This window comes from Ramlibacter sp. Leaf400 (genome assembly GCF_001424545.1).
GTDB lineage: Bacteria > Pseudomonadota > Gammaproteobacteria > Burkholderiales > Burkholderiaceae_C > Ramlibacter.
This window is the reverse complement of record NZ_LMQL01000009.1, coordinates 94,500-118,021: the sequence shown is the minus strand read 5'-3', so window position 1 is coordinate 118,021 and position 23,522 is coordinate 94,500. Positions and strand designations below refer to the sequence as shown.

22 protein-coding genes are annotated in these 23,522 nt (G+C 70.8%); 18 read left to right on the top strand and 4 right to left on the bottom strand.

Going from position 1 to position 23,522, the window contains the following annotated elements; genetic code table 11:
- Positions 1–66: 66 nt before the first annotated feature.
- The 17 genes from ASG30_RS08755 to ASG30_RS08675 all read left to right on the top strand — a co-directional run bounded on the left by ASG30_RS08755 (position 67) and on the right by ASG30_RS08675 (position 18,178).
- A complete protein-coding gene (locus ASG30_RS08755) occupies positions 67–2,103 on the top strand; it encodes an oxidoreductase (protein ID WP_055895019.1) in 2,037 nt (678 codons plus the stop codon).
- Positions 2,100–2,918, top strand: a complete 819-nt coding sequence (locus ASG30_RS08750) for an N-acyl homoserine lactonase family protein (RefSeq protein WP_055895017.1) — start codon at positions 2,100–2,102, stop codon at positions 2,916–2,918. Before ASG30_RS08755 ends, ASG30_RS08750 begins: the two co-directional genes overlap by 4 nt.
- 62 nt (positions 2,919–2,980) lie before the next feature.
- Positions 2,981–3,946: a Bug family tripartite tricarboxylate transporter substrate binding protein gene (locus tag ASG30_RS08745; RefSeq protein WP_055895014.1), complete on the top strand. Its 966-nt coding sequence runs from the start codon at positions 2,981–2,983 to the stop codon at positions 3,944–3,946.
- A gap of 14 nt (positions 3,947–3,960) precedes the next feature.
- Complete coding sequence (locus tag ASG30_RS08740) at positions 3,961–4,950, top strand: tripartite tricarboxylate transporter substrate binding protein (protein ID WP_055895012.1); 990 nt, start codon at positions 3,961–3,963, stop codon at positions 4,948–4,950.
- 25 nt (positions 4,951–4,975) lie between these two features.
- Positions 4,976–6,379, top strand: a complete 1,404-nt coding sequence (locus ASG30_RS08735) for an MmgE/PrpD family protein (protein WP_055895010.1) — start codon at positions 4,976–4,978, stop codon at positions 6,377–6,379.
- Positions 6,380–6,405: 26 nt separating this feature from the next.
- A complete protein-coding gene (locus tag ASG30_RS08730) occupies positions 6,406–7,788 on the top strand; it encodes an MmgE/PrpD family protein (protein WP_055895008.1) in 1,383 nt (460 codons plus the stop codon).
- Position 7,789: 1 nt separating this feature from the next.
- The gene (locus ASG30_RS08725; protein WP_055895006.1) at positions 7,790–8,614 is read left to right on the top strand and encodes an N-acyl homoserine lactonase family protein; all 825 of its coding nucleotides are present in this window, start codon (positions 7,790–7,792) and stop codon (positions 8,612–8,614) included.
- On the top strand, positions 8,611–9,600 hold the full coding sequence (locus tag ASG30_RS08720; RefSeq protein WP_055895004.1) for a Bug family tripartite tricarboxylate transporter substrate binding protein: 990 nt from the start codon (positions 8,611–8,613) through the stop codon (positions 9,598–9,600). The genes ASG30_RS08725 and ASG30_RS08720 overlap by 4 nt, the downstream gene beginning before the upstream one ends.
- 13 nt (positions 9,601–9,613) lie before the next feature.
- Positions 9,614–11,059: an MmgE/PrpD family protein gene (locus ASG30_RS08715; RefSeq protein ID WP_055895002.1), complete on the top strand. Its 1,446-nt coding sequence runs from the start codon at positions 9,614–9,616 to the stop codon at positions 11,057–11,059.
- The gene (locus tag ASG30_RS08710) at positions 11,056–12,027 is read left to right on the top strand and encodes a tripartite tricarboxylate transporter substrate binding protein (RefSeq protein ID WP_055894999.1); all 972 of its coding nucleotides are present in this window, start codon (positions 11,056–11,058) and stop codon (positions 12,025–12,027) included. Before ASG30_RS08715 ends, ASG30_RS08710 begins: the two co-directional genes overlap by 4 nt.
- Position 12,028: 1 nt before the next feature.
- Positions 12,029–13,372 carry an MmgE/PrpD family protein gene (locus ASG30_RS08705; RefSeq protein WP_055894997.1) on the top strand — a complete coding sequence of 448 codons (1,344 nt, stop codon included), beginning with the start codon at positions 12,029–12,031 and terminating at the stop codon, positions 13,370–13,372.
- A 22-nt stretch (positions 13,373–13,394) separates the two neighbouring features.
- Positions 13,395–14,294: a methylisocitrate lyase gene (gene prpB / locus ASG30_RS08700; protein WP_055895840.1), complete on the top strand. Its 900-nt coding sequence runs from the start codon at positions 13,395–13,397 to the stop codon at positions 14,292–14,294.
- Between the two features lie 20 nt (positions 14,295–14,314).
- The gene (locus ASG30_RS08695) at positions 14,315–14,959 is read left to right on the top strand and encodes a 2,3-bisphosphoglycerate-dependent phosphoglycerate mutase (protein ID WP_055895837.1); all 645 of its coding nucleotides are present in this window, start codon (positions 14,315–14,317) and stop codon (positions 14,957–14,959) included.
- A gap of 338 nt (positions 14,960–15,297) precedes the next feature.
- Positions 15,298–16,362, top strand: a complete 1,065-nt coding sequence (locus ASG30_RS08690) for a glycosyl hydrolase family 18 protein (RefSeq protein WP_082521974.1) — start codon at positions 15,298–15,300, stop codon at positions 16,360–16,362.
- 90 nt (positions 16,363–16,452) lie between these two features.
- A complete protein-coding gene (locus ASG30_RS08685; protein WP_055894994.1) occupies positions 16,453–16,779 on the top strand; it encodes a hypothetical protein in 327 nt (108 codons plus the stop codon).
- Between the two features lie 125 nt (positions 16,780–16,904).
- Positions 16,905–17,783 carry an ATP-binding protein gene (locus ASG30_RS08680; RefSeq protein WP_055894992.1) on the top strand — a complete coding sequence of 293 codons (879 nt, stop codon included), beginning with the start codon at positions 16,905–16,907 and terminating at the stop codon, positions 17,781–17,783.
- A gap of 29 nt (positions 17,784–17,812) precedes the next feature.
- Positions 17,813–18,178, top strand: a complete 366-nt coding sequence (locus ASG30_RS08675) for a sensor histidine kinase (RefSeq protein WP_055894990.1) — start codon at positions 17,813–17,815, stop codon at positions 18,176–18,178.
- A 3-nt stretch (positions 18,179–18,181) separates the two neighbouring features.
- On the opposite strand, the gene ASG30_RS08670 is transcribed toward ASG30_RS08675, so the two are convergent.
- The 4 genes from ASG30_RS08670 to ASG30_RS08655 all read right to left on the bottom strand — a co-directional run bounded on the left by ASG30_RS08670 (position 18,182) and on the right by ASG30_RS08655 (position 22,285).
- On the bottom strand, positions 18,182–18,655 hold the full coding sequence (locus tag ASG30_RS08670; RefSeq protein WP_055894988.1) for a hemerythrin domain-containing protein: 474 nt from the start codon (positions 18,653–18,655) through the stop codon (positions 18,182–18,184).
- 24 nt (positions 18,656–18,679) lie between these two features.
- Positions 18,680–21,112 carry a catalase gene (locus tag ASG30_RS08665; protein WP_055894985.1) on the bottom strand — a complete coding sequence of 811 codons (2,433 nt, stop codon included), beginning with the start codon at positions 21,110–21,112 and terminating at the stop codon, positions 18,680–18,682.
- Between the two features lie 160 nt (positions 21,113–21,272).
- On the bottom strand, positions 21,273–21,728 hold the full coding sequence (locus ASG30_RS08660) for a DUF3597 domain-containing protein (protein WP_055894984.1): 456 nt from the start codon (positions 21,726–21,728) through the stop codon (positions 21,273–21,275).
- 23 nt (positions 21,729–21,751) lie between these two features.
- On the bottom strand, positions 21,752–22,285 hold the full coding sequence (locus ASG30_RS08655) for a YidB family protein (protein ID WP_082521973.1): 534 nt from the start codon (positions 22,283–22,285) through the stop codon (positions 21,752–21,754).
- Between the two features lie 192 nt (positions 22,286–22,477).
- Between ASG30_RS08655 and ASG30_RS08650 the strand changes: the two genes are divergently transcribed.
- Complete coding sequence (locus tag ASG30_RS08650; RefSeq protein ID WP_082521972.1) at positions 22,478–23,464, top strand: extracellular catalytic domain type 1 short-chain-length polyhydroxyalkanoate depolymerase; 987 nt, start codon at positions 22,478–22,480, stop codon at positions 23,462–23,464.
- The last annotated feature ends 58 nt before the right edge of the window (positions 23,465–23,522 follow it).

Genomic DNA, 23,522 nt, shown 5'->3' with positions numbered 1-23,522 from the left:
TCAATTCACAAGTCAACGGAATTCTATGTGGTTGATCAAAGTAATGAGGGTTCCTAGCATCGCCCCATGCTTCTGGAACAACCTGGATCGATCGGCGGCCTGCGCCTGAAGAACCGCGTGGTGATGGCGCCCATGGGCACCAACTACAGCACCACCGACGGCCTCTCGACCGCACGCGACGTCGCGTACTACGCGGAGCGCGCCCGCGGCGGGGTGGGCGCGATCATGACCGAGGCGATGGTGGTGACGCAGCACGCGCGCCCGCACCACAACTCGCTGTGCTGCTACCACGACCGCTTCATCCCCGGCCTGGCCAGCATCGTCGAGGCCATCAAGGAACACGACTGCGCCGTCTTCGGCCAGCTCAACCACCGCGGCGCGCTGCTGCGGCGCCACGTGCTGAACATGGAGCCGGTCGGGCCGTCCGACTGGGTCAACCCCAACACCGGCGACGCCGTGCGCGCGCTGCGCGTGGCCGAGATCCACGAGATCCAGCGCCTGTTCGTCGACGCCGCGCGCCGGCTCTGGCGCGCGGGCTACGACGGCGTGGAGATCCATGCCGCCAACGGCTACCTGTTCCAGCAGTTCTTCACGCGGCGCATCAACCAGCGCACCGACCAGTACGGCGGCGCGATCGAGAACCGCATGCGCCTGCTGCTGGAGACGATAGACCGCGTCAAGGAGGCCCTGCCGCAGCTGCGCCTGATCGTCCGCCTGAGCGCCAGCGAGTTCCATCCCGCCGGCTACACGCAGGAGGAGATCGTCCAGCTGGCCCAGGCCGTCGAACGCGCGGGCGTGGCGGCGATCGACCTTTCGGGCGGCAGCAACGAGAGCCCGCAGCTGTCCAAGTTCTGCATCCAGCCGCCTTCGTTCCCGCGCGGCTGCCTGGGCCCCGTGGCCAAGCCGATCAAGGCGGCGGTGTCCATCCCCGTGCTGCTGGCCGGCCGCGTGGTGGAGCCCCAGGATGCCGAGGACCTGCTGCAGTCGGGCGCCGCCGACTTCGTGTCGCTGGGCCGCGCGCTGTACGTCGATGCGCACTGGTGCGCCAAGGCCTTCGGCAAGGTCGACGCCCCGATCCGCCGCTGCATCGCCTGCAACGTCTGCTTCGAGCGCCTGACGCTGGAGAAGGACGTCTCCTGCGTGCAGAACCCCATGGTGGGCACCGAGTTCGAGACGCTGGAACATGCCGAGCCCCAGCTGTCCGCGCCCACCACGCGTCCGGCCAGGGTGCTTGTGCTGGGCGCCGGCGTGGCCGGCATCGAAGCGGCGCGCGTGCTCGCCGGCCGCGGCCACCAGGTCGAGGTGTGGGAGCGCGCGCAGCGCCCCGGCGGCCAGATCCACCTGGCCGTCGCCGCGCCCGACAAGCAGGAGGTCTGGCCGGTGTGGACCGACCGCTGGCAGCAACTGGAGAAGCTCGGGGTCCGCGTGCGCACCGGCATCGACGCCGACGAGGCCGCGATCCGCGGCTTCGCGCCCGACCATGTGATGGTGGCCACCGGCTCCAAGCCGCGCAAGCCGCCGCTGTCGCTGCAGCGCCTGGCCTCCGGCATCCCGGTGTTCCACGCCTGGGAGCTGTTCGAGCACACCGAAAAGATCCCGGCCGGCGCCCTGGTCACCATCGTGGGCGGCGGCATGGTCGGCGCCGAGCTGGCCGACCTGCTGCGCCTGCAGGACTGCCGCATCCAGCTGCTGGAGATGACGTCGGTGTTCGCCTCCGGCATGGCGCGCAACAACCGCCTGGAACTGCTGGAGCGGCTGGAGGCCGCCGGCGTGCGCCTCATCTCGCGCTGCCGCATCGAGTCGGCCATCGCCGACCGCCTGCACGTGCAGGTCGCCGACGGCGCGCCCGCCGAACTGGAGATCGGCCAGGTGCTGGTGTTCGCCACCGGCCCCGAGCCCGACCTCTCGGTGCTGCCCGCGCTGGAAGCCACCGGCGTGCCCTACACCCGCATCGGCGACAGCCAGGCGCCCGGCGACTTCCTGGCCGCGATCCGCGACGCCTGGATGGCCGCCCTGGCGCTGGATGCCGAGCGCGCTTCGCCGGCCGCGCCGCACACCCCCAGCCGCGCCGCCACCGCCCCACCGATCCGGAGCCTTGCATGAGCACCCCCACGCCCGGCCTGCCGCAGTACCAGGTCTTCGCCATCCGCTACGCCACGCGCGACGGCCGCCGTGCCAACCACTTCATCGGCGGCGACGCGCACGACGCGCCCATGCCGATGGACTACTACCTCTGGCTGGTCCGCGGGGCGGGCCGCACGCTCGTGGTGGACACCGGCTTCGCCGCGGAGGTCGCCGCCCGGCGCGGCCGCACCCTGCTGCGCACGCCCGCGCAGGGGCTGGCGCTGCTGGACGTGGAGGCCGCGACGGTCAAGGACGTGGTCATCACGCACCTGCACTACGACCACGTGGGCACCTTCGACAGCTTCGCGCAGGCCCGCTTCCACCTGCAGGACGACGAGATGGCCTATGCCACCGGCCGCCACATGCGCCACCGGCAGTTCAACCACGGCTACGAGGTGGACGAGGTGATCGGCATGGTGCGCATGGTCTACAAGGACCGCGTCGAGTTCCACCGGGGCGACGCCGACCTCGCTCCCGGCATCAGCCTGCACCGCATCGGCGGCCACACCCATGGGCTGCAGTGCGTGCGCGTCCATACCCAGCGCGGCTGGGTGGTGCTGGCCTCCGACGCCAGCCACTTCTACGAGCACTTCGAGAAGAAGCGCGTGTTCACCACCATGTTCAACGTCGGCGAGGCGGTCGACGGCTACGGCACGCTGCAGCGGCTGGCCGGGTCGCCGGCGCACATCGTGCCCGGCCACGACCCATTGGTGATGAAGCGCTATCCGGCGGCGAGCCCCGCGCTGGAAGGGATCGCCGTCAGCCTGCACGAGTCGCCGACGGACGCCGCATAGGGCGCGGCGCCGCTTCCCGTTTTCCATCCGGGCCCAAGCCCCACAACTCCAGGAGACAAGCCATGAGACGCTCTTCCTTCCTCGCCCTGTGCGCGTGCACCGCCGCCGTGCTGTGCGCGCCCGCCGTGGCGCAGGACTACCCCAACCGGCCCGTGCAGGTGGTGATCGCCTTCCCGGCCGGCGGCAGCGCCGACATCGTGGGGCGCCACGTGATGCAGAAGCTCACGGACATGGTGGGCCAGAGCTTCGTGGTGGAGAACCGCACCGGCGCCGGCGGCAACATCGCCTTCTCCGCGGTCTCGCAGGCCAAGCCGGACGGCTACACGCTGCTGTTCAGCACGCCCGGCATCGCCATCAACCCCAGCCTGTACAAGAAGGTGAACTACAAGCTGGAGGACTTCACGCCGATCGCGCTGGTGGGCGAGGCGCCGCTGGTGCTGCTGTCCAATCCCGCGCTGCCGTTCAAGACCGTCACCGAGCTGGTCGAGGCCTCCAAGAAGAAGCCCGACGCGATCCGCTTCGCCAGTTCGGGCAACGGCAGCTCCTCGCACCTGGCCATGGACGTGCTGCGCGCCGCCTCCGGCATGCAGTACGTGCACGTGCCCTACCGCGGCGGCGGCCCGGCCATGCTGGACGCGATCGCCGGGCGGGTCGACGTGACCATGCTGCCGATCGCCGAGAGCCTGCCCTACGTGCGCGACGGGCGCCTGCGCGCCCTGGGCCAGACCGGCGAGAAGCGCTCGCCGATGGCGCCGGACATGCCCACCATCGAGGAGGGCGGGATCAAGGGCTACTCGTCCACCACCTGGTACATGCTGCTCGGCCCGGCCGGCATGCCCGCCGACGTCGTCAAGAAGCTGCAGGGCCAGATCTCCGCGGCGCTGAACACGCCCGACCTGCAGGAAAAGCTCAAGGCGACCGGCATCACCCTGATCAACGGCAATGCCGAACAGGCCCAGGCCTTCCTGCAGTCCGAGCACAAGAAGTGGGCCGAGCGGATCAAGGCGTCCGGCACCGTCCTGGAATGAGCGCGAGGCGTTCCGTGTCCGGGTTCCGTCTCCCCTCGCTCGCCCGCACATTCGCGATCGGCGCCGCGCTGCTCGCCGCGCTGTTGCAGCCGGCGGCGGCGCAGGCGCCCTGGCCGAACAAGCCGATCCGGCTGGTCGTGCCGTACACGCCGGCCGGCGGCACCGACATCCTGGGCCGCCTGCTGGCCCGGCGCCTGTCGGAAGTGCTCGGCGTTCCCCTCGTGGTGGAGAACCGGCCGGGCTCCGACGGCAGCATCGGCACCGACGTCGTGGCCAAGGCCGCGCCGGACGGCTACACGCTGCTGATCGACGGCACCAGTCAGGCCTACAACGTGGCCTTCGGCAAGAAGCTGCCCTACGACCCCGTGCGCGACCTCGCGCCCATCGCGCAGACGGCCAACCAGCAGGTGCTGCTGGTGGTCAACGCCAACCTGCCGGTGACCACCGTGAAGGAACTGGTCGAGTACGGCAAGGCGCATCCGGACAAGCTCAACTACGGGGCGAGCTCCAACGCGAACGCGCTGCCGATGGAGCTGCTGAAGGTGCTGACGGGCGTGCAGATCGCGCACGTGCCTTACCGCGGCTCCGGCCCCATGCTCAACGACCTGCTGAGCGGCCAGGTGCAGCTGGCGATGAGCGGCGCCGCCGCCCCGCTGCCGCACGTGAGGGCGGGCAAGCTGCGCGTGCTGGGCATCGGCGACAGCCAGCGCTCGCCCACGCTGCCGGAGTTCCCCACCCTCGCCGAAGCGGGCATCGCCGGCTTCCAGACGCTGCAGTGGAGCGGCATGTTCGCCCCGGCCGGCACGCCGCAGCCGATCATCGACCGCCTCAACCGCGAGGTGAACGCGATCCTGCGCGATCCCGCCTTCCGCAAGCAGATGACCGATGCCGGCTTCGATGCGGTGCAGGGCGAGAACACCCCCGAGCAATGGCGCGCCCACATCGCCGCGGAAGTCGCCAAGTGGAGCGGGATCGTCAAGCGCGTCGGCCTGAAGGCCGAATGAGCAACCCCAAGGAAAGCAACGAGCCATGAGCAGCAACCAGCCGCCCCTGCTGGAGGGCGCGACCCGGACCCTGGCCGAGTTCTCGGCCCAGGTCCGCTACCCGGCCATCCCGCCCGAAGTGATCGCCCGCATGAAGACCAGCGTGCTGGACAGCATCGGCTGCTGCCTGTTCGGCGCCACGCTGCCCTGGACGCAGAAGGTGCAGGCCATGGTGGAGGAGGAGGGCGCGCGGCCGGTCGCCTCCATCTTCGGGCACGGCACGCGCACCTCGGTCGCGGGCGCCGTGCTGGTGAACGCCACCGCCGGCCACGCCTTCGAGCTGGACGACATCCACAAGGAATCGATCGTGCACGCCGGCTCCATCGCGGTGCCGGTGGTGTTCGCGCTGGCCGAGCAGCAGGGCCGCGTGTCCGGCCAGACGCTGCTCGCCGCCATGACGGCCGGCTACGAGGTCGGCACGCGGGTGGGCAACGCCGCTACCATGGACCTCTTTTTCCGCGGCTTCCATCCGCAGGGCAGCTCCGGCGTTTTCGTGGCCGCGGCGTCGGCCGCCCACATGCTGGGCCTGGACGCCCGGCGCACGCAGCACGCGCTGGGCATCGTCGGCTCGCAGGCCGGCGGCCTGATGGCGGCGCAGGAAGGCGCGATGGTCAAGCGCCTGCACTCGGGCCGCGCGGCCCAGAGCGGCGTGTATGCGGCGCAGCTCGCCGGGCGCGACTTCACCGGCATCAGCGACGTGCTGGAGGCGGCCTACGGCGGCTACCTCAGCACCTACTCGGGCAAGCCGAACGCCGCGCGCCTGACCGACGGGCTGGGCACGGTGTGGGAGGCCGGCAAGGTGGGCTACAAGCCGCATGCCTGCGTCACCAGCATCCACGCGGCGCTGGACGCCTTCGCCCACCTCCTGCGCGAGAACGGCCTCACGCCGAACGACGTCGCCAAGGTGGAAGTGGGCATGAGCCAGATGACCTACACCCACTGCGCCTGGGAGTACAAGGCGCAGGGCGTGACGGCCGCTCAGATGAACCTGTTCTACGGCCTGGCCGTGATCGCCCACGACGGCGTGGCCTTCGTCGCGCAGTACGCGCAGGACCGGTTGGCCGACCCGCGCCTCCTGGACTTCATCACCCGCATCGAGGCGCACGTGGACCCCGAGATCCAGGCCATGGGCGCTCCCTTCCGCCATGCGGCCCGCGTGGCGGTCACGCTGCGCAACGGCCGGCGCCTCACGCACGAGATCCTGCACCGGCGCGGCAGCCCCGAGAACCCGCTGTCGCCGCAGGACGTGGAATACAAGTTCCGCCACGTCGTCGAGTCCTGCCTCTCCAGGGGCGACATCGACCGCGTCGTGTCCCTGGTCGACCGCCTCGACCGGCTGGACGACCTGTCCGAACTCACCGCCCTCCTGGCCGCGCCCGCGGCCGCCTGACCCCCTTTTATTACGAGCAGCACCCCATGAGCCAAGCAGCCAAGAGCCCCACCGACAAGCCCACCCTGGCGGACCGCCTGGGCACGCACTTCCACGACTTCGACCACGCGCGCCTGTCCGACGCCTCGCGCCGCGCCACCAAGCGCCTGCTGCTGGACTACCTGGGCGTGGCCATCGCCGGCAGCCAGACCGAGAGCGGCGAGGTGGCCCGCAAGTTCGCCGCCGTCACCGGCGGCCATGCCGAGTCGACGCTGGTCGGCGGCGACGGCCGCGTGCCGGCCATGCAGGCGGCGTTCGCCAACGCGATCTCCTCGCACAGCGTGGAGCTGGACGACATCGACGTGCTGGCGCTGTTCCACTTCAGCCCGCCGGTCTATTCGTCCGCGCTGGCCGTCGCCGAGCAGGCCGGCGCCAGCGGCAAGGACCTGCTGGTGGCGCTGGCCGCCGGCTGCGAGATGATGGAACGCCTCAGCCGCGCGGCCAACAACTCGCTGCGCAATCGCGGCTACCACACCACCCCGACCTGCGGCGTGTTCGGCGCCACCGTCGCGGCCGCCAAGCTGCAGGGCCTGTCGGCCGAGCAGATCGTCTCCGCACTCGGCCTGGCCGGCGCTTCCTCCGGCGGCCTGATGGAGATGTACGGCCCCTCGATGCAGAAGCGATTCAACCCCGGCCCGGCCGCGCGCAACGGCGTCACGGCGGCCACCATGGCCGGCCTGGGCTTCACCGGCACCAACACCATCTTCGAAGGCGAGCGCGGCTTCCTGAAGGCCTTCACCGACCAGAACCAGCCCGGGCGCCTGGTCGAGGACCTGGACAAGCCCTACCAGCTGGACATCGAGTTCAAGCCCTACTCCTGCGCCCGCCCGATCCACAACGCGATCGATTGCGCGCTGGAGATCCGCCGCAAGCACAAGCCCGACCTGGCCCGCGTCGCGGGCATCGAGATGGCGCGCCACCCCGACTGGGCGCACTACCACCAGAACGCGCGCCCCAAGACCTACCACGAGGCGCAGGTGAGCCTGCCGTACTCGGTGGCGGTGGCGCTCACGGACGGCCAGGCGCTGTTCGCGCAGTACAACGACCAGCGCCTGGGCGAGCCCGTGCTCAAGCGCCTGTCGGAGCTGGTGCGCTTCACCGTCGATCCCTCGCTGCCGCGCGGCGTGTCCTGCCGGATGACGATGGAAATGGAGGGCGGCGAGCGCCACGTCTCGCAGGTGGACTACCCCAAGGGCTCGATCCAGAACCCGATGAACGACGAGGAGCTGCGCGCCAAGTTCGACAGCCTGGTGACGCCGGTGCTGGGCGCCAACCGCGCCGCCGAGATCGCGGCCATGGTGCAGTCCATCGAGGACTGCGCCAACGTCGGCCAGCTGATGCAGCTGACGCAAAAGCGCACGGGCCGCTGACATGGCCGGGACGCTGCCGCGCTACGAGGTGATCGCGCTCAAGTACGCGACGCGCGGCGGCGCGCGGCCCGACCATTTCGTGGGCGGCGACGCCCACGACGTGCCCATGCCCATGGACTACTACGTCTGGGTGGTGCGCAACGAGGAGCGCCTGCTCCTGGTGGACACGGGCTTCAACGCGGACATGGCGGCCAAGCGCAACCGCACGCTGCTGCGGCGACCGGCGCAGGCGCTGGCGCTGCTGGGCATCACGCCCGAGTCGGTGCGCGAGATCGTCATCACCCACCTGCACAACGACCACGTGGGCACGTTCGAGGAGTACCCGCAAGCGCGCTTCCACCTGCAGGACGAGGAGATGGCCTTCGCGACCGGCCGCTACATGTGCTGCGACCGCTTCAGCCGGCCCTACGAGGTGGACCACGTGGCCGGCATGGTGCGGCTGGTCTACCAGGACCGGGTGGCGTTCCACCGCGGCGACGCCCAGATCGCGCCCGGCATCAGCGTGCACCGCATCGGCGGCCACACGGCCGGCCTGCAATGCGTGCGCGTGCACACCGCGCGCGGCTGGGTGGTGCTGGCGTCCGACGCCAGCCACTACTACGAGCACTTCGAGCAGCGGCGCTGCTTCCCGCTGGTCTGGCACGTGGGCGAGATGATGGAAGGCTTCGACCGGCTGGAAGCGCTGGCCGGGTCGCCGCGGCATGTGATCCCGGGGCACGACCCGCTGGTGGTGCGGCGCTATCCGGCAGTGTCGCAGGAGCTCGAGGGCATCGCGGTGCGGCTGGACCTGCCGCCGCTGCAAGACAACCAAGGAGACAAGACATGAACATCAGCAACATCGACCTGCCGCGCAGGTGGCTGCTCGCGGCCGGCCTGGCCGCGGCCGCCTTCGCCCCCGGCCTGGCCCAGGCGCAGGACTATCCCAACCGCCCGATCAACCTGATCGTGGGCTTTCCCCCCGGCGGCTCCAACGACATCGTGGCCCGCATCCTCGCGCCCAGGCTGGGCGAGGCGCTGGGCCAGCCGGTGGTGGTGGTCAACAAGCCGGGCAGCAACGCGCTGATCGGCACCGACTTCGTGGCCAAGGCCGCGCCCGACGGCTACACGATCACCCTGGCCAGCGCCAGCCCGCTGGTGATCGCGCCGGCCACCTACGCCAAGCTGCCCTTCGATCCGGTCAAGGACCTGGTGGGCATCACCACGGTGGCGGCGACGCCGGAGCTGGTGGCCGTCCACCCCTCGGTGCCGGCCAAGGACCTGGCCGAACTGGTGGTGCTGGCCAGGACGCGCGACGTGACGATCTCCTCGTCGGGCAACGGCGGCCTGCCGCACCTGGCCATCGAGCTGCTGCGCAGCGCCACGGGCGGCCGCTTCCTGCACGTGCCGTACAAGGGCGCCGGGCCGGCCGTCACCGACACCGCCGGCGGCCACGTCCACGGCGTGATCATGGACCTGCCGGCGCTGCAGGCGCTGGTGAAGGACGGCAAGCTGCGGCCGCTGGCCATCACCAACAAGGAGCGCTCGCCGGTGCTGCCGGACACGCAGACGTCGGTGGAGCAGGGCGTTCCTTCGCTGCTGGCCTTCAACTGGTTCGCCGTGATGGGGCCGGCCAGGATGCCCAAACCCGTCGTCGACAAGCTGCATGCGGCGCTGGTCAAGGTGGCGCAGTCGCCCGACGTGCGCGAGGCCATGCTCAAGGTGGGCGTGGAGCCGATGACGCATGCCTCGCCCGACGCCTTCGCCGCGTTCATGCGCGACGAAACCGCGCGCTGGGGCAAGATCGCCCGCGACGCCGGCGCGAAAGCGGACTGAGCGGGGCCGAGCCATGGACGACCTGGCCACCTGGAAGGACCTGTCACGCGCGAACCGCGGCATCACGCTGCAGCTCGCCGGCTTCATCGCTTCGCTGCGCGAGCGCGCCATCCCCGATCGCACGCGGACCATCCTGGCCAAGGCGGTGGTCGACGCCATCGGCTGCGGCCTGTACGGCCTGACCACCGAGTGGGGCCGCATCCTGCACGCCTTCGCCGCCGAGCAGGGCGGACGGCCCGAGGCCGGCCTGTGGGCATCGGGGCAGCGCGTGAGCGTGGCGCACAGCGTGCTGGCGTCCGCCACGGCCATCCACAGCTTCGACTTCGACGACCACAGCCGGGCCAAGATCCATCCGGGCGCCATCGTGGTGCCCTTGGCGCTGGCGCTGGGCGAGAAAGTGGGCGCCGACGGCGAGCTGGTGCTGCGCGCCATCGCGGCCGGCTACGAAACCATGAACCGCGTGAGCCAGGCGGCCAACCCCGGCCGCGCCCGCATGCGCGGCTGGCACCTCACGGGCACCTGCGGCACCTTCGCCGCCGCGGCCACCGCCAGCGTGCTGCTGCGGCTGGACGCCGAGACCACGGCCAGCGCGCTGGGCCTGGCCGGCACGCAGTCGGCCGGGCTCTGGGCCTTCACCAGCGACGGCTCCATGAGCAAGCGCATGCACCCGGGCAAGGCGGCGCAGGACGGCGTGAACGCGGCCCTCCTGGCGCAGCGCGGCTTCATCGGCCCGCGCCACATCCTGGAGGCGGAGGACGGCGGCTTCCTGTTCGCGATGTCCGATTCGCCGCGGCCGGATCGCATCACCGCGGGGCTGGGCACGGTGTGGCACAGCGACTTCACCTGCTTCAAGCCCTACGCGTGCTGCGGCAGCAACCACGCGTGCGTCGATGCGGTGCTGGAGATGATCCGCGCGCACCGGCTGGCCGTGGGCGACGTCGAGCGGGTGGTCGCCGGCATCCCGCGCGTGGTGCAGACCCAGACCGGCTTCCCGTACCAGGCCGACTCGGTGCTGAACGCCCAGATGAGCCTGCAGTACAACATCGCCGTCGCGATGCTGGACGGCCAAGCGTACCTGGAGCAGTTCACGCCGGAGCGCATCGTCGAGCCCAAGGTGGTCGCGCTGGCCAGGCGGGTCGAGATCGAGGTGCACGAGGACGTGGACCGCGCCTACCCCGAGGTCTACGGCGGGCGCGTGACCCTGGTGCTCAAGGACGGCACCACGGTCAGCCGGCACGTGGAGTACTCGCGCGGCATGCCCGAGAACCCGATGGACGAGCAGGAGGTGGAGCGCAAGTTCATGTCGCTGGCTTCCGCGGCCGTGGGCGCCGGACAGGCCGGGCGCATCCTGCACGAGGCGGTGCGCGTCTTCGCGGCGCCATCGATGGCGCCGCTCAACCGGCTGCTGGCGGGCTGCAGCGTGCCAGGACTGGCGGAGACCGGGGAGGCATCGAGATGAGCAAGCGCTGGCTGCAAGCGCTGGGGCTGCTGCTGGTCGCGGCGGCCAGTCCCTGGACCTGGGCCCAGGACTACCCCAATCGCCCCGTGAAGCTGATCGTGCCCTTCCCGCCGGGCGGCGGCACCGACATCCTGGCGCGGCCGATCGCGCAGAAGCTGTCGCAGCTGTGGGGCCAGCCGGTGGTGATCGACAACCGCGGGGGCGCGGGCGGCAACCTGGGCACCAAGGCCGCGGCCGATGCGCCACCGGACGGATACACGCTGATCCTGGGCGTGCAGGGCACGCACGCGGTGAACCAGAGCCTGTACTCGAACGCCGGCTTCGATGCCACGCGCGACTTCGCGGCGATCACCCTGGTGGCCAACACGCCCAACATCGTGGTGGTCCACCCCTCGGTGCCGGCCACCTCGATCGGCCAGCTCATCGCGCTGGCCCGGCAGAAGCCCGGCGGCCTGAACTACGCGACCCCGGGCAACGGCACGCCGTCGCACCTGGCCACCGAGATGTTCAAGACCATGGCTGGGGTGGACCTGGTGCACGTGCCGTACAAGGGCAGCGGCCCGGCGCTCAACGACATGCTGGGCGGGCAGACCCAGGTCTGGATCGCCAACGCGCCGGTGGTGCTGCCCCACATCAGGACCGGCAAGCTGCGCGCGCTCGCCACCACGAGCGCGAAACGCCCGGGCATCGCCGCGGACATCCCCACGCTGGCCGAAGCCGGGCTGAAGGACTACGAAGCCGACACCTGGTATGGCCTGTTCGCGCCGGCCAGCACGCCGCCCGCCGTGCTGGAGAAGATCCACGCCGACGTGACCCGGGTGCTCAACCTGCCGGAGATCCGCGAGACCTTCGCCGCGCAGGGCGCCGAGGTGGTGGCCAACAGCCAGGCCGAGTTCACGCGCAAGGTGCGCGAGGACGTGGCCAAGTGGCGCAAGGTGGTCGAGCAGCTGCAGCTGAAGGTCGACTGACGTGCTCGCCCGCCAGCTCGGTGATTTCGCCGCCGCGGTGTCCGCCGCGGAGCAGCCGTCCGCCGCGCGCCAGGCCGCGCGCCTGCGCCTCCTGGACACGCTGGGCGCAGGGCTGGCCGGCATCGAGCTGGGCAACCACCGGGTGCTGCAACCGCTGCTGCAGGCGGCCGGGCCGGTGCGCGTCTGGGGCGAAGGGGAAGGGCGCAGCGCGCGCGACGCCGCGCTGGTCAACAGCTTCGCCACCCATTCCACCTACCTGGAGGACGGCTCGCGCTACACCGGCGGGCATCCCAGCTCGGTGGTGATCCCGGCCGTGCTGGCGCTGGCGCAGGAGCGCGGCGCCGGCGGCGAGGAGATCCTCTCGGCGACCTTCGCCGGCTACGAAGTCTTCCTGCGCCTGGGCCGCGCCATCTACCCGGCCTGCGTGCGCATGGGGTACCAGAGCACCGCCATCCTGGGCGCGGTGGCGTCCGCGGCTGCGGCCGCCCGCCTGCTGCGCCTGCCGGGCGAAGCGGCCGGCCATGCGATCGCCATCGCGGCCAACCTGGGCAGCGGCTTCAAGGAGGCGCTCAAGACTGCACAGACCCAGCCCCTGCAGGTCGGGCGCAGCTGCGAGGCCGGCATCGTGGCCGCGCTGCTGGCGCAGGCCGGCCACCCCGGTGCGCCGCGCGTGCTGGAGGAGGGCTTCCTGCCGGCGTTCGGCGGTCTCGTGGGCGAGCAGGGCAGGGCCGCCATCGTCGCCGGCCTGGGCGGCGAATGCCTGCTGCCGGAAACCTACTTCAAGCGCCACGCGGGCTGCCGCGGCAACCACGCGCCGGTCGACGCGACGCTGGACCTGGCCGCGGCCGAGCGGCTGGCGGCCGGCGATGTCGCCTCGGTCCGGGTCGCGGTCGACACCGTCACCCGCGCGGCCGCCATCGAACCGCCGGCCGACGGCAAGCAGGCGCAGTTCAGCATCGGCTTTTCGGTGGCGCTGGCGCTGCTGAAGGGCCGCGCCTCCGTCTACGACTACCGCGACGAGGTGCTGCGCGAGCCGGCGGTGCAGGACCTTTTGCGCCGCATCGAGGTGGTGGTCGATCCGCAGCTGGACGCCGGCTATCCGCAGCGGCGCGGCGCCTGGGTCGAGGTGACGCTGGGCAGCGGACGCGAGTTGCGTGCGACGGTGCCCAATGCGCGCGGCGAGCCCGAGGACCCGCTCACCGAGCGGGAGGTGCGCGAGAAGTTCAGGACGCTGGCCCAGCCGCGGCTGGGCGCCCGGGGCGTGCAGCGCGTCGAGGAGACGGTGCTGGCGCTCGAGGCCAGCGACGGCGGGAAGCTGGGCGCGCTGCTGGCGCCCGCCCCTTGATGACAGACAACAGGAACCCATGATGCAAAAAACCACGCCTGGCCAGGCTTTCCGCACCGCGGTGGAGGACGAATCGCCGCTGCAGGTGGTCGGCACCATCAATGCCAACCACGCCCTGTTGGCCCGGCGCGCGGGCTACCGCGCGATCTACGTGTCCGGCGGCGGCGTGGCGGCGGGCTCGCTGGGCCTGCCCGACCTGGGCATCAGCCAGATGGAAGACGTGCTGGTCGACGTTCGCCGCATCACCGACGTGTGCGACCTGCCGGTGCTGGTGGACGTGGACACCGGCTTCGGCGCCTCCGCCTTCAACGTGGCGCGCACGGTGCGGGCCATGCAGAAGGCTGGCGCGGCCGCGATCCACATCGAGGACCAGGTCGGCGCCAAGCGCTGCGGCCACCGGCCCAACAAGGAGATCGTGGGGCAGCAGGAGATGGTGGACCGCATCAAGGCGGCCGTGGACGCGCGCACCGACGACAGCTTCGTGGTCATGGCGCGCACCGATGCGCTGGCGGTCGAGGGCCTGCAGAGCGCGCTGGACCGCGCCCGTGCCTGTGTCGAGGCGGGCGCGGACATGGTCTTCCCCGAAGCGGTCACCGAGCTGGACCTGTACCGCAAGTTCGCCGAGGCGACGGGCGTGCCGGTGCTGGCCAACATCACGGAGTTCGGCCAGACGCCGCTCTTCACCGTGGACGAACTGCGCGGCGCCGGCGTGGGGCTGGTGCTGTACCCGCTGTCGGCGTTCCGCGCCATGAACAAGGCCGCCGAGGCCGTGTTCCAGGCGATCCGCCGCGACGGCACGCAGAAGCAAGTGCTGGAGCTGATGCAGACGCGATCCGAGCTGTACGACCGCATCGACTACCACCGCTACGAGCGCAAGCTCGACGACCTGTTCGCCCGCGGCAAGTCTTCGCCGCCGCAGTGACGGGCAGCCCCGCGCCCGCCATGCCCAGGCTGGTGCTGATGCGGCACGGCGAGTCCACCGCCAACCTGGACGGCACCTTCGCGGGCTGGCTGGACGTGCCGCTCACCGCGACCGGCATCGCCCAGGCCCGCACCGCCGGGCGCGCGCTGCGCGCGGCGGGCCTGGCGTTCGACCGCTGCTACACCAGCGCCCTCCAGCGCTCGATCGAGTCCGCGTCGCACACGCTGGACGAAATGGGCGGCGGCGGGCTGCCGGTGGAGCCCTCGTGGCGATTGAACGAGCGGCACTACGGCGTGCTGCAGGGGCGCGACAAGGCCGAAGCGGTGCGCACCTACGGCGCCGAGCAGGTCCGCCTGTGGCGCCGCAGCTGGGCCGAGCGACCGCCGCAGGGCGAGTCGATGCAGGACACGGTCCTGCGCGTGCAGCCCCTGTGGGACGAGCAGATCGCCCCCCGGGTCGCGCAAGGCCAGCGCGTCCTCATCGTGGCGCACGGCACCACCCTGCGGGCCTTCGCCGTGATCCTCGGGGAGATGGGCCCGGCCCAGGCCGAAGCCACCGAGGTGCCCAACGCGCTGCCGGTGGTCTACGAGCTGGACGCCGGGCTGCAGGTCCGCGCGTCCCACGCGCTGGCCGCCGGCACGCGGTCCGACGGCCCCGCAACGTAACTTTCTGAACGCGGGGATCGCGGCGCATCGAGCTGCGCGTCGACTTCCCACAACAGCTGAGCCAGCCTGGCGCGCACTGCCGCGCTACGGTTGGCTCTGCCATTCGACCTCTGCCCTTCCGGCATTTCTGCCGCCCGTCCAGTTCCATTTCGTGAACTCGGTCACGCCTCTCTAGCTCATCTTCAGTTACCGCTGTAGCCGGTCTCCTACGAGCTTGTGGGAGTCGTCCTACTACAGTCGCGCCTTCTGCTGAGGTTGGCCGACTGTTCGGCGATCCAGCTCCTCCTTGTCAGGGCCACGGCCGAGTCGGCCGGCGCCCGTCATCCAGGTCGCTGAACATGAAAAGACGTCTCTTCCTCTCCGGCTCCGGTGCCACCCTGGTCGCGCTCGCGGGCTGCGGAGGCGGCGGCGGCGGTGGGGCCGCTGCCGAATCGCTGGGCAGCACGGCTGCCGCGGACACCAGCCTCCTGACCGGCGTTTCCGCCGGCTCACTGGCGCCCGCACCGGCCCCGGCCCCGGGCGCTTCGCCTGCCCCCGCACCGACGCCTGCTCCTGCACCTGCGCCCGCGCCCACGCCGGCCCCCGCGCCCGCGCCTTCGTCCGGCCTGCCGCAGAAGGTGCTGGCCTGCTACTACACGGCCTGGGACACCGGCACCTACAAGATCGACGCGGTCCCGGTGGACTTCAACGTGATCTACCTGTTCCACGCCAAGCCGAACGGCAACCCCGTCAACGGCAGCTGGAACAACGTGGGCGACGGCTCGTTCAAGTTCGAGCACTACGCCGAGGTCACCTCCGCGCAGGTGCAGCGCTGCCGCAACCGCGGCCAGCGGGTGATCCTCACGGTGGGCGGCGCGCAGGCCGGCTTCAACTTCAACACCCGGCAGAAGAGCCAGAACTTCGTGGCCTCCTTCCAGGACATGTACAACCGCCTGGGCGGGCTGGACGGCTGCGACTTCAACAACTTCGAGGCCAACATCGGCTCGTCGCCGGCCGAGATGGTCTGGATCTCCCAGCAGCTCAAGGCGATCTACGGCCCCGACTTCGCCATCACCGCGCCGCCGCAGCCGAACTCGCTGGAGGACCGCGCCATGCTCAGGGCCATGTCCGACGCCGGCGTGCTGACCTGGGCCGCCCCGCAGTACTACGACTGGTCGGGCTTCAACGCCGTCGGCTTCATCAGCAACCGCACCAACGACTGGGTCTACGACCTGGGCGCCGACAAGGTGATGCTGGGCCTGGCCGCGAACTACGCCAACGGCCCCTCGCTGCAGGACTGCATCCGCGAGTGGGACGTGGTCAAGGCCCGCCACCCCGGCGTGCGGGGCATGTTCTGCTGGAGCGCGCAGCTGAACCTCAGCGGCGGCAACACCTGGGGCCGCACGATGGTCGCGCGGCTGTAAGGCCGCGACGCGGGCCCACGCGCGCCTGCCTTGCATCCGCGCGCGTGCAGACCATACTGGCCACAGCTTCGCCCGTCGAAGGAGGCCCCGATGTGCTACCTGGCCCGCCAACACCACCGCGCCCCGCTCGAGGACATCGAGCGGACCCCTCCGAGCACCGTTCCCCAGGTCCGCCCGCGCTGGGTGGGCGCCGCGATCGCGACGATCGTGGGGGGCGTGGCGCTCGCCGCCTTCCTGGCGCCGGCCGTGCCGCCCGCTTCGGCCGATGAGGCGTCCGCCGGTGCGCCACCGGTGATCGTGAAGGACTCGCTCACGCCCACGGCCGAGCGCCTTTCCCTGCCCGCGGACGATGGCGTGCCCACCGCCACGCCCGAGGTCGCGATGGCGGCCGGGCGCGAGTGCAGCCACGGCTTGTAGGGACCGGACGGCGGGGCGCGGAGCGCCCCGATCGTTACACCCGTGTCGGCTGGCGCGGCGAGCCGCTTGTCGTCAGGGCTATAGTGAGGTCATCCGCCAGCCCGACAACTCGGCTCGGGCCCTCAATGCGCAACGCAATACTCAGTACCGTCCTGGCGGAAGCCGACTTCACCACCGTCCGCAGCCTCACCCGCCAGGTGTCCGAGCTGGTGGGCCTCGACAGCCTCAAGCAGACCCGCCTCGCCACGGCAGTGTCGGAGATCTCGCGCAATGCGGTCGACCACGGCAAGGGCGGGACCGTCGAATTCCTGATCGAGTCGGCCCCGCACCTGCCGTATGCCCGCTGCCTCACGGTCGAAGTGAGGGATTCCGGCCCCGGCATCGACGACCTGGAGGCCGCCCTCACCGGCTATCGCAGCGCGTCCGGCAAGCTGCCGATGGGCATCGTCAGCAGCAAGCGCCTGGTGGACCACCTGTCGATCGAGCGGCCTCCCGAAGGCGGAACCCTGGTGCGCCTGTCCATGAACCTGCCCGCAGGCGTGGGCCCCGTCACGGCCCACGACGCGCAGCGGCTGGCCCGCACGATCCAGCCCCTGAAGCCGTTCTCGCCCTACAAGGAGCTGGAGCACCAGAACCGCGAACTCCTGCGGGTGCACCAGGAGCTCAAGGACCAGCAGTTCGAACTGGAACGCGCGGACGAGCGCAAGAACCAGTTCGTCAAGACGCTGGCGCACGAGCTGCGCAATCCGCTCTCCACGCTGGAGCTGACGCTCACGCTCCTGCGCCGCAAGCCGGACATCGGGCAGGAGGAGCTGTTCAAGCGCCTGGACGTGATGGGCCGGCAGACCGCGCAGCTCTCGCGCCTGGTGAGCGAGCTGATGGACGTGGCCCGCGTGTCCGAAGGAAAGGTCGAGTTGCACAGGCAGCCGGCCGAACTCAACCTGCTGACCGCCGACGCCGCCGAGATGGCCAGCGGCGCGGTGGCGGCCAAGTCACACGCCTGAAGGTCCATCGGCACGACAGGCCGCTGTGGGTGAATGCGGACCCCTCGAGGTACGTCCAGGTCGTGACCAACCTGATCCAGAACTCGGCCCGCTACACGCCCGAGAAGGGTGAGATCAATGTGCGGGTGGGCTCGGCCGACGGGCGCGCGCTGGTCACGGTGGAAGACAACGGCATCGGGATCTCGGCCGACCTGCTGCCGCACGTCTTCGAGCTGTTCGTCCAGGGCGACGCCAAGCCGGCGGGCAGCGAGGGCGGCCTGGGCATCGGCCTGACGCTGGTGCAGCACCTGATGGAGCAGCACGGCGGGACGGTGGCCGTCGCCAGCCCGGGCCCGGGGATGGGCGCCACGTTCACGCTGTCCCTTCCCCTGATCGCCGAGCCCGCGGCGGCCTGACCGCTACGCCTTCCTGCCTTCGAGTTCCGACTGCCGCTTGCGCAATTGCTGGCCGAGCGCCGCCAGGTCCAGCGAGGCGCGGGCCTTCGGAAAGAGCTCGTCGCGCTCTTCCTTCACGTGGTGGTCGATCGCCTGGTTGAGCGACACGACCAGGGCATCCATCTCGTCGTTCGCTTCCTTCAGGCCCTCGATGCGCGCGATGAGCTGCCGGGCCTGGTCGTGCTCGGCCTTGGCTTCATCGAGCAGGTCGCGGTCCTTGCCCAGTGCGGGCGCCAGGGCCGGATAGAAGATCTCTTCCTCGATCTGCGCATGGACGGTCAGCTCGGCGCAGATGCGGCCGGCGAGCGCCTTGCGGTCGGCCGCGGTCCCCGGGTCTTGAGGGGTCGCCAGCCGGGCGTATTCGACGAAGAGGTGCTTGACGGCCAGGTGGTCGGCGTCCAGCAGTTCGCAAGCGTTCTTGTTGGCCAGTTCGGTCATGTGTTGAGGTCGTCCTTGCGAATTTCAGATGAGCGGGGGATCCATCTCGCGGCCGAAATGGCGGTGCCGTGCGACGGCGGCGATGAAGGCCTCGACCGCCGCCGAGACGCCCTTGGCCTCGGCGAAGAGCAGGCCGGTGCCGCCCTGGGCATGGCTCTTGTCCATGCTGGCGGGCACGCCGGCCTTGACCAGCAGCTCCTTCGAAGCGCCCAGCACCAGGATCGCCTTGCAGTGGCGGAACTGGTCCTTGATGAACTCCATCGTGTGGCCGTCCTGCGCCAGGGCGGCCACGGCTTGCGCCCCGTCGGGCAGGACCAGGGCGTCGAACAGGAAGCCGGGCTCGTTCTCCAGCGAGGCGTCGGCGTCGAGCGCGTCGCCTTCTTGCGTCGGCATCCGGCCGATGCGCGTGCCGACGAGACGGGCCACCGCGCCTTGCTCCACCAGGGCAGCCTGCACCGCCGAGACCGAAGCGCCCTCCACCCCGGGGGCCACCAGGATGGCGACCTTGCGGCCCGCGAGCGAGCCATTGCCCGGCCGTGCCAGCAGCGAAAGCGCGGGCGACTTGACCACCTCGGGCTTGGCCGGGTTGGGCAGCGCGCGCGGCATCGGCTCGGGCATGGGGTCCATCCCCAGCCCCGCGGCCACCTTCTTGGCCAGCGCCTCGGAGGCATTGCGCAGCATGGACACGGTGCGCTCGCGGATCGCCGGCACGGTGACCTTGGAGAGTTCGAAGCGGAACGCGTTGGCGATGTGGTCCTGCTCCACCGGCGTCTGGCTCTCGAAGAACAGCTTGGCCTGCGTGAAGTGGTCCGCGAATTTCTCGGGCTTGGCCCGCACCTTCCCCTGGTCGTCCTGGGCCTGGATGCGGGCCGGGACGGAGACGAAGCCCTGCGCGGCACCGGCCTGGAACGGGCAGCCGCCGCCCAGCGAGTTGGGTTCGTAATTGACGCGGCCGCGGTGGATCGCCTGGCGGTGCATGCCGTCGCGCTGGTTGTTGTGCACCGGCGAGATCGGCGAGTTGATCGGGAGCTCGTGGAAGTTGGGTCCGCCCAGCCGCGAGATCTGCGTGTCCACGTACGAGTGGATGCGGCCGGCCAGCAGCGGGTCGTTGGAGAAGTCGATGCCCGGCACCACGTGCGCGGTGCAGAAGGCGACCTGCTCGGTCTCGGCGAAGAAGTTGTCCGGGTTGCGGTTGAGGACCATGCGCCCCACGGGCCGCAGCGGCACCAGTTCCTCCGGGATGATCTTGGTGGCGTCCAGGATGTCGAAGCTGAACTGCTCGGCCTGCTCCTCGGTGAAGACCTGCAGGGCCAGCTCGTACTCGGGGTACGCGCCCGCCTCGATGCGTTCCCAGAGGTCGCGGCGGTGGTAGTCCGGGTCGGCGCCGGAGATCTTCACGGCCTCGTCCCACACCAGCGAGTGGGTGCCGGCGGTGGGCGACCAGTGGAACTTGACGAAGACCGACTCGCCTTGCGCGTTGACCATGCGGAAGGTGTGCACGCCGAAGCCCTGCATGGTCGCGAAGCTGCGCGGGATCGCGCGGTCGCTCATCACCCACATCAGCATGTGGGTGGACTCGGGCATGAGCGAGACGAAGTCCCAGAAGGTGTCGTGGGCGCTGGCGGCCTGCGGCATCTGGTGGTGCGCCTCGGGCTTGACCGCGTGCACGAGGTCGGGGAACTTCATCGCATCCTGGATGAAGAAAACGGGCATGTTGTTGCCCACCAGGTCCCAGTTGCCCTCGTCGGTGTAGAACTTCACCGCGAAGCCGCGCACGTCGCGCGCCGTGTCCTTGGAGCCGCGCTCGCCCTGCACGGTGGAGAAGCGCACGAACACCGGCGTGACCTTGCCCTTCTCCTGGAACGGAGCCGCGCGCGTGATGTCCGTCAGCGGCTCGTAGCACTCGAAGAAGCCATGCGCGCCCGAACCGCGCGCGTGCACGATCCGCTCGGGGATGCGCTCATGGTCGAAGTGGGTGATCTTCTCGCGCAGGATGAAGTCTTCCAGCAGCGCCGGTCCGCGCACGCCGTACTTCAGCGAGTTCTGGTTGTCGCCGATCGCCACGCCCTGGTTGGTGGTGAGCGCCTGGCCGGAGGAGTCGACACGGACCCGGTCCAGCGGCTCGATCGTCGAGTTCACGCCTTCGGGCGCCACGCTGCCGGTCTTGCCGGAGCCGTTCTCCTCCGACAGCGTGCTGCCGGTGACCAGGCGCGAAGCCGGCTGCGAGGTCGCGCCGGGCTGGGGCGCGATGCCGTTGGCGAAACCATGCTCGGCGGCCTTGGTCGGGTTGGCCGGCATGCTGGCGGCCAGGTCCTGGACCTGGGCCATCTTCGTGGAGGGCAGGTCGGAGCCTGCTGCGCTGACGTCGCCCGGGCCGCTGTCGGTGTTGCGCGCGGCGGATTTGGCCGCTGCTCGCTTGGCAGGCTTGGCGTTGGAGGGATTGCTGGATTTGGGCATTGGATCGGGAGTGGCTGGCGGGAATTGGAGGAGCGCCACGGTAACGGCCGCATCGGCTGGACGGCTGTAGGACGCAGGCGCGAGCCCCGGATGAGATGCCCGCCCCGGGAGCGCCCGCGCGAAAGAAAAGGGGGCCGGAGCCCCCGCTGATTGGCGGCCTTCAGTCCTTGAGGTTGGCCGGCACCTTGCCGCCGTTCTCCTCCATGCGGCGCATCACTTCCTTGTGCAGCCACATGTTCATCTTGGCGGAGTCGGACTTGTCGCCGGTGTAGCCGAGTTCGTCGGCCAGTTCCTTGCGCTCCTGCAGGCTGCTCTCCATGCCGACCAGCTTCATGAGGTCGACGATGGACGTGCGCCAGTTCAGCTTCTGCTGGTTCTTCGACGCCATGTCATCGAGCACCTTCTCGATGTCGACGCGCTCCACCGCGGCCACGGGCGCGGTGTTGGCGGTGGCCGCGCCCGCTGCCCCGGGCGCAGGCTGCTGCGGCGTGCCTTGTGCACCGGGTGCACCGGGTGCGCCACCGGCGGGGGTGGTCTGCGTGGTGGGCTGCTGGGGCTTTTCGGCGGCCCGCGCGCTGGGGAAGATGCGACCGAAAATTTTGCCGAGGATGCTCATGGTTTTTTCCTTTGAAGAATGTGTCAGGCCTGCTGGCCCGTCTCGTGCCGTGCTTTCTCGATTTCCTGCTCCACCAGCGGGATGCTGTTGCCCAGCACTTCGTCGGCGTCGGGGCTGACCCGGCCGTCCGGCGTGAGCTGGTTCACCATCTCGGGCAGGAGCTCCGCGAAGCCCTGCCGCACTTCGTCCTGCGGCAGGCCCAGCTGCTGGGACAGCCGCGAAAGCTCGTCCTGGCCCACCACGTCGTCGACGGCCCGGGCGTCGAGTTCGTCGTTGTCGCCCACGGCCACCCACGACTGGGCCTGGCGGCCGTAACCCTTGTCCTGCATCCGCTTGAGCACGGCCCCGAGGCCGCCATTGCGCTGCACCCACTGCAGGGCCAGGGGCAGCAGCAGGGCGAGCAGGGCGCCACGGCTGCCGCGGCGGCCGCGACCCAGCATGCTGGCCAGCACGCCGCCCAGGCCGGCCGCGCCCACGCCGCCCAGGCCGCCGCTGCGTTGCCGCGAGGCGCTGTTGAAGATGCTGCCGAGCACCTGTCCGAGGATGAGGTTCTTCATGACTTGCTCCGCTTCGATCCGTTGAGGCGACGGTACGGAGTCCGGCACCGGGCCTGTGTAGGCCGCGAGCCGAGTCAGGCGAAGGCGCGGGACTGCAAGTCCGGCGGTGGGTCGGGCCCGGGTCTTGCCTCGCGAACACGTATCAGTACTTGGCACCCGGCCCCGACGGGCCGGTGGCCGCCAGAATGCCCGATGCCAAGACGAAAGAATCCTCTGTCGGCATGGACCCGGCTCCTTACGCGAAGCCTGGCGCCGCCCCGGCGGGCGAAGCGCCCGAGCTGGGTCGCGCCCGCCCCGCGGCGGGCCCGGCGGCAGGACGTCGAGGGCGACTGGATCGCCGGCGTGGCCATGGGGGCCGCGGGCGCCAGGCGCTACCGCCTCTACCGGCCGCCCGGCGTCGGGCTGCGGGAGAAGCTGCCGCTGATGGTGATGCTCCACGGCTGCGGCCAGGACGCCAAGGCCTTCGCCGACAGCACCCGCATGAACCGCATCGCGCGGCAGCAGAGGTTCCTGGTGCTGTACCCCGAGCAGGACCGCATGAGCAACGTGCAGGGCTGCTGGAACTGGTATGACACGCAGAACGGCCGCGCCCGCGCCGAAGTGGCGCTGATCGTGAAAGCCATCGAACAGGTCTGCCTGCTCTATGGCGCCGACCGGGAGCGGATCGCCGTGGCCGGGCTGTCGGCCGGGGGAAGCATGGCCGCCTTGCTGGCGACGCACGAGCCCGAGCGGTTCAAGGCGGTGATCATGCATTCCGGCATCCCGCCCGGCATCGCGTCGTCGGCGGCGTCGGCGGTCCAGGCCATGCGCGGCCGGCACGGAACACCCCTCATGGCGGCGGCTACGGGCACCACGCCGTCGAGGCCGCCGCTGATGGTGATCCACGGCGGGCGGGACTCCGTGGTCGCGGCGAGCAACGGCCTGGCGGCCGTGAAGATCTGGGCCGACGCCGCGGGGGCCAAGGCCGGCACCCCCAGCATCCAGCAGCGCGGCAAGCGCTACCCCATGGCGGTGACCCGCTTCTCCCGCGGCCGCAAGCTGGTGGTGACGCTGGTGGAGATCGGTGACCTGGCCCATGCCTGGAGCGGCGGCGCCAAGGGAGAGCCTTACAGCGACGAACGCGGACCCGATGCTTCGCGGCTGACCTGGGCCTTCGCCGCGCGCCAGTTCGCCAGATAATCGGGCGCCGGTGATGTGGGACCCGGGCGAAATCGCCCAGTCGGGTGCCGTCTTCGAA

Coding starts and splice junctions, on each gene's coding strand:
- ASG30_RS08755 (WP_055895019.1), top strand. CDS start 67: ATGCTTCTGGAACAACCTGGATCGATCGGCGGCCTGCGCCTGAAGAAC.
- ASG30_RS08750 (WP_055895017.1), top strand. CDS start 2,100: ATGAGCACCCCCACGCCCGGCCTGCCGCAGTACCAGGTCTTCGCCATC.
- ASG30_RS08745 (WP_055895014.1), top strand. CDS start 2,981: ATGAGACGCTCTTCCTTCCTCGCCCTGTGCGCGTGCACCGCCGCCGTG.
- ASG30_RS08735 (WP_055895010.1), top strand. CDS start 4,976: ATGAGCAGCAACCAGCCGCCCCTGCTGGAGGGCGCGACCCGGACCCTG.
- ASG30_RS08730 (WP_055895008.1), top strand. CDS start 6,406: ATGAGCCAAGCAGCCAAGAGCCCCACCGACAAGCCCACCCTGGCGGAC.
- ASG30_RS08725 (WP_055895006.1), top strand. CDS start 7,790: ATGGCCGGGACGCTGCCGCGCTACGAGGTGATCGCGCTCAAGTACGCG.
- ASG30_RS08720 (WP_055895004.1), top strand. CDS start 8,611: ATGAACATCAGCAACATCGACCTGCCGCGCAGGTGGCTGCTCGCGGCC.
- ASG30_RS08715 (WP_055895002.1), top strand. CDS start 9,614: ATGGACGACCTGGCCACCTGGAAGGACCTGTCACGCGCGAACCGCGGC.
- ASG30_RS08710 (WP_055894999.1), top strand. CDS start 11,056: ATGAGCAAGCGCTGGCTGCAAGCGCTGGGGCTGCTGCTGGTCGCGGCG.
- prpB (WP_055895840.1), top strand. CDS start 13,395: ATGCAAAAAACCACGCCTGGCCAGGCTTTCCGCACCGCGGTGGAGGAC.
- ASG30_RS08695 (WP_055895837.1), top strand. CDS start 14,315: ATGCCCAGGCTGGTGCTGATGCGGCACGGCGAGTCCACCGCCAACCTG.
- ASG30_RS08690 (WP_082521974.1), top strand. CDS start 15,298: ATGAAAAGACGTCTCTTCCTCTCCGGCTCCGGTGCCACCCTGGTCGCG.
- ASG30_RS08685 (WP_055894994.1), top strand. CDS start 16,453: ATGTGCTACCTGGCCCGCCAACACCACCGCGCCCCGCTCGAGGACATC.
- ASG30_RS08680 (WP_055894992.1), top strand. CDS start 16,905: ATGCGCAACGCAATACTCAGTACCGTCCTGGCGGAAGCCGACTTCACC.
- ASG30_RS08670 (WP_055894988.1), bottom strand. CDS start 18,655: ATGACCGAACTGGCCAACAAGAACGCTTGCGAACTGCTGGACGCCGAC.
- ASG30_RS08665 (WP_055894985.1), bottom strand. CDS start 21,112: ATGCCCAAATCCAGCAATCCCTCCAACGCCAAGCCTGCCAAGCGAGCA.
- ASG30_RS08660 (WP_055894984.1), bottom strand. CDS start 21,728: ATGAGCATCCTCGGCAAAATTTTCGGTCGCATCTTCCCCAGCGCGCGG.
- ASG30_RS08655 (WP_082521973.1), bottom strand. CDS start 22,285: ATGAAGAACCTCATCCTCGGACAGGTGCTCGGCAGCATCTTCAACAGC.
- ASG30_RS08650 (WP_082521972.1), top strand. CDS start 22,478: ATGCCAAGACGAAAGAATCCTCTGTCGGCATGGACCCGGCTCCTTACG.